Source organism: Streptomyces sp. NBC_00872 (assembly GCF_045161915.1).
Lineage (GTDB): Bacteria > Actinomycetota > Actinomycetes > Streptomycetales > Streptomycetaceae > Streptomyces.
This window is the reverse complement of the sequence record NZ_CP108806.1, coordinates 8,146,607-8,158,789: the sequence shown is the minus strand read 5'-3', so window position 1 is coordinate 8,158,789 and position 12,183 is coordinate 8,146,607. Positions and strand designations below refer to the sequence as shown.

Below are 12,183 nucleotides of genomic sequence, written 5' to 3'. Positions count from 1 at the left end.
TCTTCTACTCGGAACGTTCGCTCGCACCTGAGGCGGTGACGTTCGGGCACGTGGGGACCCACGTGCCCTCGGTCAACCGGTGTTCGCGGATTTTCCCGTTGCGGACGGTGTGGTCTCAGTCGTTGAGGTCGGCGAGGACGAGGTTGGGGTCTTTGGCGGTGGTGTAGGCGGCACTCAGGACGTAGACGGTGTTTCCGTGCAGCGCGACGGAGGTGGGGTTCTGGAGGCCGTCGGTGGTGGTCAGGACGGTGGTGTGGCGGCCGTTGGGCTGTATGAGCGCGACCTCGCTGGGGCCGTTGAGGGTGGCCAGGATCCGGTCGCCGTGGCCGGTGAAGGCGAAGTCGTCGATGCCGGTCAGGCCGGTGGCCCGGGTCTGCACCCGTCCGGCGTGCCCGCCGCGGAGGACGGGGATGCGCAGGAGCGTGCCCTGGTCGAGATTGGTGGCCCACACCGCCCCGTTGCGGATCTTCAGGCCGTTGGCGCCGAGGAAGCCGGTGGAGCCCAATTCGGGGGCGGCGGACCAGACGGTGGGGGTGCCGCCGGTGGTGGGAACGGTCCAGATGGTGCCGAGGACCGAGTCCGTGATGTAGAGAGTGCGGCTGCGCGGGTCCAGGGCAAGGCCGTTGGGCAGACCGCCGGCGGGCAGGGCGGCGATGCGCTGCGGTTCGCCACCGGGCCGCAGGCGCCACAGGCCCGTGAGGCCCTCGGTGCCGGTGGCGTACAGGACGTACAGGGTGCCGTCGTGGGCCCGGACGATGCCGGTGGTCAGGGCGAAGCCGAGGACCGGGGTGTGGATGCCGCCGTCGGCCGGCTCGGGCAGCGTGGCCAGGATCCGGGTGGTGCCCGCGGGCGTGACCCGGGCTATCTGGCGAGCGGCGGCGAAGGTGACGTAGGCGGTGCCGTCCGGGGACAGGGCGATGTTCTCCGGCATCCGCCCCTTGTCCAGGTCGAAGTGCGCGGCGATCCGTGCGTTGTCCACCGGGGCTGTGGCCGTTGCGGTGGCGGCCGACGCGGGAGCCGGACCGGTCGCCGCGACGGCGACGGCGACAGTGGCCGCGGCCGCGGTCAGGGCGACGGCCGACAGGCCGGTCTTGGAGAGCTTCTTCAACATGATGCCTTCACTGTTTTCTGGTTGGGGTGCAAGGGATTTACGGGATTTCGGGCATGCGGCAGCGGTTCGCCGACGCACGAGGGGGTTGGGCGGCTCCGAGCCCCGGGCAGGGCGGAGCTGGGCACGGCCGGTGGTGTGTTGGTTCGGGCCGACCCCGGTGTGGGTGGGGTCAGCTGGTACTGACGCGGGCCTTCGGCCGTGACGGGATGGCCGGAGCCGTGGCCTGGGCGAGCAGGGCCAGTGCGGTATGTGAGGGTGAGCCGGCCTCGGTGGTGGCGACCACGATGCTGGGGCCCGGTCCGTGACTCAGGGTCTGCTGAGTGACGGTCAGTGTTCCGACCAGCGGGTGCCGCATCTCGTAGTCGGCGACATCGCAGGCCTTGACGCGGTGGTCGGCCCACATCGCCGCGAAGTCCTCGCTCTTCGCGCTCAGTTCACCCACCAGAGCGTGCAGTGCGGAGTCGTCCGGGTACTGGCCCGCCACCAGGCGCAGATTCCCCACAACCGCCCTGGCCTTGGCCGGCCAGTGCACGTACAGATCGCGGGTGTGGGCGTCGAGGAACACCAGCCTGGCCATGTTGGGGCGCTGGGCCGTCAGGTCCGGGGCACCGGGGTCCAGGTGTCCGGCGAACAGCGCGTGGCCGAGCCGGTTCCACGCCAGTACGTCGCTGCGGCGGCCGATCACGATCGCGGGGACGTCCGCGAGGGCGTCCAGGAGCTGACCGGCCGCCTCCGTGACGCGTTCCGGCGCGGGTCGCCTGCCCCGGCCGCGAGGCTTGGCCGACCGGGTCAGGTCGTGCAGGTGCAGACGCTCGGACTCGTTCAGTCGCAGAGCCCGAGCGATCGCGTCCAGTACCTCAGGTGAGGCGTTCATCGAATGCCCCTGTTCCAGCCGGGCGTAGTAGGAAGGGCTCACTCCCGCCAGCAGCGCCAGCTCCTCACGTCGAAGACCCGGCACACGGCGGCGCTCCCCGTAGGTGGGCATCCCGACATCGTCGGGACGCAGCTGGGAGCGTCGTGTCCGGAGGAACTCCCCGAGCTGCGACTTTCCGTTCATGGATCCGAGTATGGGCCGCCCGGTACGCCGTCGCCTTTCCCTGCCGGGGATAGGCACCGGCGAGTGTGGCTTGCCTGGCGGGAGAGCCGACGGAGTGGGCGCGATACGGCAGGACCGGACCGCCGCACGCGCACCGGGCCTAGCGGTGGCCGCGCCGGCTCCGGGGCGGGCGACCAGGCGGGTGCGCGTGCCGTCTCGTGGGGTCTCGTGCGGGTCTCGTGCGGTCTCAGCCTGTTGCGGGCTCGCTGCCGGTACCGGCCGGCCGAAGGGGCCTCACCCCGGCGGCTCCTCTGTACGTACGGCTGCGTCAACGATGGAAGGGTTGAACAGTTCCCGGATACAGAGGAGTGGCAGCCCGTTGCTGTCGAGGATGTAGGTCTTGACCGCACAGGGGGTGCCGTCCGGCCACATGGCCCGGCCGACGTGCACGATACGTCGGCGCAGGGCCACTCCCGCTTCGGCGAGCGCGAAGCCGACCGGTCGCGAGGGGTCGGCGACGGCCCTGTCGACTCGCGGATCAACTCCTGCGCGGGCCGCGACCGTGTTGTCCGACACGGGCCGGCCCGTGACCGTCAGCAGGCGAGCCCGGCGGAGCAGGCAGTTGTCGGTGCTGTCGGGGCGGAGAGCCTCGCGGATGCCGGGCGGAAGGGCGGCCGGGTCGACGGTCCGTACGTCGCTGACCCGGGCCCGCAGGAGGCCGTGCACGAGCGCCTGGAGGAGGGGGGTGGTCAGGCCATCGCTGGTCAGGAGTATGCGTGTTGCCGCGGAGGAGAAGACCATGGCGGCAGGGTCCAGGCCGGGCTGGAGAGTATGGGGGGCCACGAGCGTCCTCGGTCTGGTCGACAGCTGGATATCGGCAGCCCAAAAAAGGGAACAGCGGCGATCCTGCGAGCCACCTGGTGTGGCGTGTGTGCCAGGTTAGACGTTGTGTCGCGGTTGGGGCGGATGTCTTCTGCGCGGCTTCGGTTGCCCGCTCTTGAGTCGGCCGATCCGATCGCTGCTGGTCAGAAGCTCGTCCCCACGGAGGAACAGGGCGCTCGGGACTGCCGCGAGTGTCGGGCGGCCCGGCCCGCCCCCACTCTAAAGTGCCGTGTGTCAGAAGGGTGTTCGGGACTGTTCCTGTGGGTGGGTTTGCCAGGGCGTCAGCCGTCGGGATATTGCTTCTCGTGACGAAGAAGTCACTATCTGTTGTGCGCGCTGATGATCGTGCGCGGCGAATCGAGGACACGTGAGCAAGGCACCGGCCCCAGTGCGGGACGTTGGTTCTACGGCGGTTGCCGAGTATCTGCTCGGGTCCTCGTCCGCCGAGCGGGAACGTCTCCTCGCCCAGTGCGAACTCCTGCGGCCGGCCTCCGCCGCCCTCCTGGACACGATCCCCCTGCCGCCGGACGCGGATGTGGTCGACCTGGGCTGCGGCCCGCTGGGCATCCTCGACCTTCTCAGCGAACGGGTCGGCCCCACCGGATCGGTCACCGGTCTCGACACCGACCGCCGGATGATCGGCTGGGCCCGGGAGTCCGTCACCGAACTCGCCCTCGGCAATGTCGAAGTCCGCCACGAAGCCCTGCCCTCGGCCACCGCCGCCGAGGCGCGGTACGACCTGGCCCACTGCCGGCTGCTGCTGATCAACACACCCCTCCCCCGCCGGATCCTTGACTCCATGGCAGCCGCCGTCAGGCCCGGAGGATGGGTCGCGGTCCAGGAATTCGACTGGGCGACCTGGCAGTGCGACCCGCCCCACCCCGCTTGGAGCCGCCTCAAAGACCTGCTCTCCGGGGTCTTCGGAGGCGACGTCCACATCGGCGCCCGGCTGCCCGGCCTCCTGCGCGAGGCCGGCCTCACCGACATCCAAGTCACCGCCCACGCGTACTACTGGCAGCCGGGCGACCGCTACCAGACCCTGCTCCTCTCCTTCGCCCATCTCTTCCGCGACCGCCTCCTGCGGCACACCGCGCTCACATCCGAGGAACTCGACTCCCTCACCAGCACACTCCACGACCACCTCGGCCGGCCCCACACCACCGTCCGCGAAAGCCTCCTCGTCCAGGCACGGGCCCGCAAACCCTGACCGCGACAGCCACAAGACCCGGCCGGAGCCGGCGTACCGCCTCGTCGACCTCGCTCGGACAGTGCGGCACCCTGTCGTTGAGAGCGTCCAGGATCAGGCCGGTGATGGCCGGGCGGGTAGCTGTCCTCGGGACGGGCTTCTCCTCGTCCGCGATCGCGCTGCTACCGCTACGCCATCGCCGCGTGTGCAGGATTGCGCATGCTCGCTACGTCAGTGACGCACCGTCAGCCCACCCGGGCCGTCGCGGCAGGACAGGGGGCGGTCCGGGTCCCGGTGACATAGCCGAGCAGCTCGGCGAGCTGCCATGGGAAGTCCTCGGTGTCCCGCCGACGCCCATGTGATCCGCCGGACCGATGCAGTTGCTTCCGGAGACCCGCGACCGCGGATACCGCTCAGCGCACCGTCGTCCCGCGCGAAGTTGCCGACTCGTCGGCGAGAGCACCGATCTGTACGGACTGACGCAGGCCGTTCGCGAGGCGGGCGAGACCACCGCCACCGGCGTCGCCGTCCTTGGAGCCGGGGCGACCGTCCGCGCAGGACGGCGAGCCGCCGCGTGCCCCCGGAGGCCGGCTTTCGACCGTGGAGTGTCACGCCCGAAAAAGCCCCTGTAGCCCGGCGCACCAAGGCGCCCAGAAAGCCTCCGCATGCCATTCTCCGGGGTTTTCCCGCTCTTCGGGCAGGGGGGATTGACCACCAGGCCCAACGGCGTCGAGGTGAGCCCCTGGACAGCTTCTTACCCCAGATCCGCACCGGACTTTCGGTATCTTGGAAAGCGTCTCGCCGCCTTCCCCGGCGCGAGATCTGCGGGCCTGAGGGTCTGCTTCGGCCTGCCCGCGACACGTTTCCGTCCAGCGATCCGACCACTCTCGCGCCCATGGCGCGCGGGGGCATGGTTCCCCATGCCCGAAAAGGGAGCATTGTGACTACTTCCGGCACTCACGCCGCCTCCGGCATCTCCGGCGCCGAGCAGAACGGCCATGCCGGGTCTGCCGCGTACGACGCAACCGCGATCACCGTCCTGGACGGGCTCGACGCCGTACGCAAGCGGCCCAGCATGTACATCGGCTCCACGGACGAGCGGGGTCTGCACCATCTGGTGCAGGAGATCGTGGACAACTCCGTCGACGAGGCGCTGGCCGGGGTGGCCGACCGGATCGATGTGACGGTCCTGGCCGACGGCGGCGTACGGGTCATCGACAACGGGCGCGGCATCCCGGTGGGGATGCATCCGGTGCGGAAGAGGCCGGCCGTGGAAGTCGTACTGACGGTGCTGCACGCGGGCGGCAAGTTCGGAGGCGGCGGATACGTGCTCTCCGGCGGTCTGCACGGTGTGGGCCTGTCGGTGGTCAACGCGCTCTCGACCAGGCTGTCGGCGGAGATCTGGACCGCCGGCCACCGGTGGACCCAGGAGTACGAGAACGGGGCGCCGGCCGCACCGCTCGCCCGCCACGAGGCCACCTCGAAGACGGGCACGTCCCTGACGTTCTGGGCGGACGGCGGCATCTTCGAGACCACCGAGTACTCCTTCGAGACGCTGGCCCGGCGGTTTCAGGAGATGGCCTTCCTCAACCGCGGTCTGACCCTGACCCTCACCGATGAGCGTGCGTCGGCCCGCGCGACGGCCGCGGCCGACGAAGCGGGTCCGGACATCGCCGGGGAGCAGGCGGCCAGGACGGTCTCCCACCGCTACGACGGCGGCATCACCGACTTCGTCGCCTATCTCAATGCCCGCAAGGGTGAGCCGGTCCACCCCTCCGTCGTCTCCATCGCCGCCGAGGACACCGGGCGGCTGTTGTCGGTGGAGGTCGCGCTCCAGTGGAACAGCCAGTTCGCCGACAGCGTCCACTCCTACGCCAACGCCATCCACACCCACGAGGGCGGCACCCACGAGGAGGGCTTCCGTATGGCGCTGACCACGGTCGTCAACCGGTACGCGCGGGAGAAGAGACTGCTGCGTGAGAAGGACGGCAACCTCACGGGTGAGGACATCCGCGAGGGTCTGACGGCGATCATCTCGGTCAAGCTGGGTGAGCCGCAGTTCGAGGGCCAGACCAAGACCAAGCTGGGCAACAGCGAGGCCAGGACGTTCGTGCAGAAGGTCGTGCACGAGCAGCTGACGGACTGGTTCGACAGCAACCCGACCGAGGCGGCCGACATCGTCCGCAAGGCGACCCAGGCGGCGACCGCCCGGCTGGCGGCCCGCAAGGCCCGGGACCTGACCCGCCGCAAGGGCTTGCTGGAGTCAACGGCCCTGCCGGGCAAGCTGTCCGACTGCCAGTCCAAGGATCCGGCGAAGAGCGAGATCTTCATCGTCGAGGGTGACTCCGCCGGCGGCTCGGCCAAGTCCGGCCGCAACCCGCGGTATCAGGCGATCCTTCCCATCCGCGGCAAGATCCTCAACGTCGAGAAGGCCCGTATCGACAAGATCCTGCACAACCAGGAAGTCCGGTCGATGATCTCCGCGTTCGGCACGGGCGTGCACGAGGACTTCGACATCGAGAAGCTCCGGTACCACAAGATCATTCTGATGGCGGACGCCGATGTCGACGGCCAGCACATCAACACCCTGCTGCTGACCTTCCTGTTCCGCTTCATGCGGCCCCTGATCGAGCACGGGCACGTCTATCTCTCCCGCCCGCCGCTCTACAAGATCAAGTGGAGCCGCGACCACCTGGAGTACGCCTACTCCGACCGTGAACGAGACGTCCTGCTGGAACGCGGCCGACAGGACGGCCACCGAGTAAGGGACGACTCCATCCAGCGGTTCAAGGGCCTGGGCGAGATGAACGCCGAGGAACTGCGCATCACGACCATGGACCAGGAGCACCGTGTCCTGGGCCGGATCACCCTTGACGACGCGGCCGTTGCCGACGCCCTCTTCTCCGTCCTGATGGGCGAGGACGTCGAGGCCCGGCGCTCCTTCATCCAACGCAACGCCAAGGACGTGCGCTTCCTCGACATCTGACCGCGTCGGCTCCTGGCCGCCCACGCGCCCACCCGTCCAGGCCGCACCCGCGGCCTGGGCGACCCGGTTCGAGCGTCAGACCGCGCTGGGCATCGGCCTGTTCCGCACCGACCTGGGGCGGCGGGGCGGGTGGAGACGGGCCCGGCACCGGACCGGGGCCTGAAGGGGACGGCCGTCGAAGGTGAATCACGTGGGAATCCCCGACACCCTGACAGTCCGTCGGCGGTCCGTCGGCGGCTCGTCGGCTCGTCGACACCACGTCGGACAGGCCTCCTGTCGTATGGGCCCATGCTGGTTTCATCGAAGCGCGACACACTGGTCGCCCAGGTCACCGGGCCCGTTCTGGGGCCGTAGGACGCCGGGTTCGCCGAGGAGTGCGCGCCCTGCGCGGTGGACAGCGCCGATGTCCAGGCCGCTGTCCGCTTCGTCGCGGCAGAGAGTCTGCTCGCCACAGAGTCTGCCCGCCGCAGCGCGTGGTTCTCTCCGGCGACCCGACCGTGCTCCTGGTCGAGTGGTCGCCCACCGGACGTCCGCAGAGTGGTAGCAGCGGGGCGGGGGCCCTCCCTTTCGCAGGGAGGGCCCACCCCGTTCGCGGAGGACGGTCCGTGGGGGCCTACGGAGCGAGCACGGACAGTGACAGCACCCGGGCGTCGTGCGTACCCCGCTGACCGACGGTGAGTGCCACATAGCGCGCGCTGCCCTTGGTGGTCAGCGTGCCGTTACGGCTCCTGACCCGCAGGGCTCCCACCGGTGTGTACGTCAGCCCGTCCGCGCTGAACTCGACCTTCGAGGTCGGAATCCGGCCGCCCGTCCAGGCCACCCGTATCTCACCGACCGGAACCACCGCACCCAGGTCCACCACCATCCGGCCCTTCGCGCCCGGGTTCCAGGAGGTGTGCGGATCACCGTCGACCGCGCCCGCCGGATCGGACATTCCCTGGGGCAGGGGTGTCGTCGGGAACGTGGCACGCCCGAGCGCGAGATCCGGCAGCGGATAGCCGGTGACGCCCGGTACGGACACCCGTTCCGTGCGCCCGCGGCGGACGTCGACACGTACGCTCCGGCCTCCGGGCGCCGTGAGGACGAGCCGGCACGGCGGCCCCGAGAAAATGACCGTCGCCGCGTCGACGACCTCGACGCGCACCCCGACAGGGATGCGCGCACGCGTGTCCGACCGCAGGGTGAAACGGGCCGGCGCGATCGCCGCGGACGCGGCGGCCAGCTCCGCCACATGGTCGGTGCCGGTCGCCGTGACGGTCTGGGTCCCTGCGTACAGCTGGACCGTGCGGGTGTCCTGGGCCACGGATACGGTGGTCTTCACCGCGGCGGCCGACAGGTTGAAGAGGCTGAGGTGTCCCCCGGCGACGCTGGCCTTCACCACTGCCGCAGCGGCGACCGGAGCCGGGCGGGCCGCGGCGGCCTTCACGTCCGACGCCGACCCTCCCACGTACCCCTCGACCACGATCGGCTCGGCCGGCCCGTCGGACAGGACGAGGATGTCGCCGGAGACGGTGAGGGGGTTCTTCGCGCCCCGGACGACAAACCCGGCCCTGCCGTCGACGGCGATCCAGCCACCGCCACTGGTGAGATCGGGACGCGGATACCTGATGAGATCGGTCCACGCCTTCCCGTCCGCGGAGCCCTGGACCACGTAACCCCGCCCCGCGGCCGCCTCCCAGCGCAGTGTGACGCGGTCGAAGCTCCGCGCCTCGCCCAGGTCGACGGCGAGCCAGCTGTCCGCCTTCGGACGGTCCGCGACGGAGACGGCCCAGCGGGTCGTGAGATCGCCGTCGACGGCGAGGGGCGCGCCCTTGCCGGTGTCCGCGGAGGAGGCCGTCGCGGTGCCGCCCCGTGCCAGATCGGCGCCGTCGGCGCCGTCGCGCACCTCGACCGCGTACAGCGAGTAACCGTAGCGGGGGTCAGGGCTGATGCCCTGGACCCGTAGGTGACGGTACGACACCCTGGTGAGGGCGAGGTCGTCGGTGCGCCCGGTCGTCGAAGGCGGCGCGGTGCCCGCGTCCTTGGCCGCGACGCTGACGCTGCCCTCGGCGGTGGTGTACGTACGGCTGCCGTCCAGCCCGGCGATGCCCGGCATCGTCAGGTTCCGCACCTCGATGTGGCCCTCGCCCGCCGCCGTTCCGCCGGTCGCGTAGACGACGTCACCCGAGGGCAGGGTGGTGAACCCGGCGTAGCCCGTGCCGAGTGTGAACACCGTGGCGCTGCCGTCGAAGCCGTCACGGACCCGGCTGTAGGTGGCGATGTCGCGTGTTGTCACGCTGGCCGCGATCGAGGGCAGGAACATCGGAGTGGTGCCGCTCAGCGCGAACAGCCAGTCATCGTGGGCCGGTTGCCAGCAGAACTTGACGAAGCCCGGCTTGCTGACGGCCGCGGCCCAGGCCGCGGGGGACTGGTGCGCCACCAGCCCGGGGCCCGTGCCGAAGTCCTTCACCCCGCTCGCCCGCGCGAACAACTCCGCGTCGGTGAGGGGACGGACCGCCGTACCCTGCCGGGCCCGCCATTCGTGCAGCAGATAACTGATGGCGACCTCGGCGCGGGCCTCCGGCTCGTACTTGGGCTCACCGGAGAACTTGGTGAGCCGGTAGGCCGGCGCGTACGCCTGGTAGGCCGCCAGGCGCTCGGCGAGCGCGGCCTCGGAGCGGGCCGCGGCCCGGTCCCCCAGCACCTGGGCGAGGAAGGCGATCGGGATGACGTCACGCCCGTACAGGTACTCACGGTCGTTGACCATCGGCATCAGCGGTTCGCCCGCGTCGCTCATGACGGTGAGCAGGGTGTCCCAGAGCGGACCAGCGTTGGGCTGCGCGGTGAGCACCTGGGGCAGCGGACGTCCCGCGGTGATGAAGTGGGCCGCGTTACGTCCCGATGTACGCCACAACTCCGCCTGGTAGTGCGGGCCGAAGGAGTTGTGGTTCTCGACGATGAACGTGTCGTACAGGTTCTGCGCCGTGTTGTCGCTGATCGCGACGCCGTCCACGAGGGCGGGATTGGCGCGGTCCGCGACCGGAAGGCCGGCCTCGTTGCGGCTCCACCAGCCGAAGGCGTCGCTCCAGGCGTCATGGCCAGGATCATCGGTGGCCCAGGCGAGACCCGGCGCGAGCGACTGGGCGTAGACGCCCATCTCCTCCAGCTTCGTGTCGCCCACGTGACCGCCGGTGAGGCCGTTGGGCGTCCAGCCGCCGGAGGCGGGGTCGTTGGCCGTGCCGAGCGCCGTCGTGTACGCGGCCTGGGCGCGGACGATGGTGTCGATGTTGGTACGGGTCGTGTCGTCCAGCTGGTCCCACAACAGCCGGGCGGCGAGCACGAAGTACAGCTGGAAAGTGGTGTCGAAGAACAGGGTGCGGCCCCATTCGGAGCCGCCGGTGAGGCGGTTCGACGCGGCGAAGTGCGCGAGGGTGGCGAGGGTGCGCGAGCGCAGGGTCTCCTTGTCGATCCCGGCCCGCTCGGCGTCGTAGGTAGCCCGGGTGAGCAGGAGGGCATGGCCGAGGACCACCGCGAAGCCGAAGTCCTTGGCGGTGTAGTAGCCCTTGGCCGCGTCCCACTGCGTCTCCGACCAGCGGGTGTGCGTGAGCAGCGCCTGATGGTAGGCGGCGGCGACGTCGTCCGGGGGCGCGGAGTGGGGCGCCTGCTTGTGGCGGTCGGCTGCCGAGGCGGGTCCGGCCTCGGCGAGGGAAAGCGGCACAGCGGCCAATGCGGCTGTCAGGCCGGCGAGTTGGGTGAAACGGCGCCTGTTCAGTTCGGCCGGTTGTTGGGTCACGCGCATGCACCTCCTGGGCACGAGGCTTCGACAACGTTGTCAAGCGCGCTCATTCTTAGACCACGCAGCCGGAACGTCAAGGAGTCCGACCGGTCTCCTCCCAAGGCGGCTTCAGCGGTCTGTGAGCTCCCGCGGTGCCGGATCGCGCTCTCTGAACAGGTCAAGGAACGCCTCCGCCGTCGCGCTTGGGCGCCGGTTAGCGGCGGTTAGCGGCGGTGGCGACCAGGCGAAGGCCGTGGCACAGGAGGGCGAGCCCGCGCCGCCGTGTCTGGCGTATCTCGACGAGGTTCACCTGGAGAAATGGACGGGCTACGCGCTCATGCGGCTCGGAACGGGCCGGTGGTGCGGCCGTGGGTGTCGGCGTCGGGACGGCGGGCGTCGTGCCGCTGTTCTGGAAGGACCTGGGCGGTGCTTCCGCTCAGGTCAGCGGCGCTCCGCTGGTCACCGCCGCGGCCTGCTACGCGGCAGGCGCGATCCGCATCCAGCAAGCCCTGGCGGATGTCCACCCGATCACGGTGGCGGCGTCGGCCCTGTGCGTGAGCTGCATCCTGCTGCTTCCCACACTCGCTCTCGTACCCGCCCGGTTCCCCAGCCCTGCTACCGCGCTCCGGCTGATCGTGCTCGGTACGGTGGCGACCGGCGGCTCATTGGCCCCTGTCCATGCGCTGATCGGCCGTGTTGGCTCCGTGCGGGCGAGTCTTCCCGCCTATCCGGCACCCGCGTTCGCTCGCCTCTACGACATTCCCCTGGGGCGCCTTCCGACGGCGACCGCGCTCGCCGGCCTGGCCCTGATCCTGAACCTGAACCTGACAGGCTCCGCCGCAGCCGCGCGCTCTCCCAGACGCCAGGAGGGAGAACCGCTTCCCCGCGCCGCGTTGTGACAACGCACGGAACCTCCAGCAGCCGCACCACCCGCTCAATCTCGTCGGCGTCGATCTCGTCGGCGTCGATCCGGCCGGCTTCGGGGCGAGGTGGTCGACGCTGACCGGCGGGGCTCGTAGCCTCTCGATGTGCCCGCATCCGAAACATCGACTCCTGGCAGCAGGTGGACTCCCGAGCTGACTTCGCCGCCTACCTCCTCTTCCTGGCCTTCGACTGCGAAACCGGTCACCCGGCGATCAGTAGCCCTGCAACTCTCGGTCGCGCGCATCTACGAGTAGACCCAGCCGGACCAGATCATCTGAGACGGCAAACGAATCGGAACAGATCA

The 12,183-nt window shown here is 70.2% G+C and carries 7 protein-coding genes; 3 read left to right on the top strand and 4 right to left on the bottom strand.

Annotated elements, in window-relative coordinates; all coding sequences use genetic code 11:
- Nucleotides 1-115: 115 nt before the first annotated feature.
- The 3 genes from OG214_RS34925 to OG214_RS34915 all read right to left on the bottom strand — a co-directional run bounded on the left by OG214_RS34925 (nt 116) and on the right by OG214_RS34915 (nt 2,990).
- Nucleotides 116-1,111, bottom strand: coding sequence for a hypothetical protein (locus OG214_RS34925; RefSeq protein ID WP_405987008.1), 996 nt, complete (start codon nt 1,109-1,111; stop codon nt 116-118).
- A gap of 169 nt (nt 1,112-1,280) precedes the next feature.
- Nucleotides 1,281-2,168, bottom strand: a complete 888-nt coding sequence (locus OG214_RS34920) for a helix-turn-helix domain-containing protein (RefSeq protein WP_405987007.1) — start codon at nt 2,166-2,168, stop codon at nt 1,281-1,283.
- 273 nt (nt 2,169-2,441) lie between these two features.
- Nucleotides 2,442-2,990: a hypothetical protein gene (locus tag OG214_RS34915; RefSeq protein WP_405987006.1), complete on the bottom strand. Its 549-nt coding sequence runs from the start codon at nt 2,988-2,990 to the stop codon at nt 2,442-2,444.
- 406 nt (nt 2,991-3,396) lie between these two features.
- Between OG214_RS34915 and OG214_RS34910 the strand changes: the two genes are divergently transcribed.
- Nucleotides 3,397-4,236 carry a methyltransferase domain-containing protein gene (locus tag OG214_RS34910; protein ID WP_405987005.1) on the top strand — a complete coding sequence of 280 codons (840 nt, stop codon included), beginning with the start codon at nt 3,397-3,399 and terminating at the stop codon, nt 4,234-4,236.
- A gap of 889 nt (nt 4,237-5,125) precedes the next feature.
- A complete protein-coding gene (gene gyrB / locus OG214_RS34905; protein WP_405987696.1) occupies nt 5,126-7,201 on the top strand; it encodes a DNA topoisomerase (ATP-hydrolyzing) subunit B in 2,076 nt (691 codons plus the stop codon).
- A gap of 613 nt (nt 7,202-7,814) precedes the next feature.
- Here gyrB and OG214_RS34900 read toward each other — a convergent pair.
- Nucleotides 7,815-10,979, bottom strand: coding sequence for a discoidin domain-containing protein (locus OG214_RS34900; protein WP_405987004.1), 3,165 nt, complete (start codon nt 10,977-10,979; stop codon nt 7,815-7,817).
- Between the two features lie 344 nt (nt 10,980-11,323).
- On the opposite strand from OG214_RS34900, the gene OG214_RS34895 reads away from it, so the two are divergent.
- A complete protein-coding gene (locus OG214_RS34895; RefSeq protein WP_405987003.1) occupies nt 11,324-11,854 on the top strand; it encodes an EamA family transporter in 531 nt (176 codons plus the stop codon).
- Nucleotides 11,855-12,183 lie beyond the last annotated feature (329 nt).

What these genes read in the sequence shown, in the direction of transcription:
- OG214_RS34900 (WP_405987004.1), bottom strand. Translation starts at nt 10,979, where the DNA reads ATGCGCGTGACCCAACAACCGGCCGAACTGAACAGGCGCCGTTTCACC.
- OG214_RS34920 (WP_405987007.1), bottom strand. Translation starts at nt 2,168, where the DNA reads ATGAACGGAAAGTCGCAGCTCGGGGAGTTCCTCCGGACACGACGCTCC.
- gyrB (WP_405987696.1), top strand. Translation starts at nt 5,126, where the DNA reads ATGGTTCCCCATGCCCGAAAAGGGAGCATTGTGACTACTTCCGGCACT.
- OG214_RS34925 (WP_405987008.1), bottom strand. Translation starts at nt 1,111, where the DNA reads ATGTTGAAGAAGCTCTCCAAGACCGGCCTGTCGGCCGTCGCCCTGACC.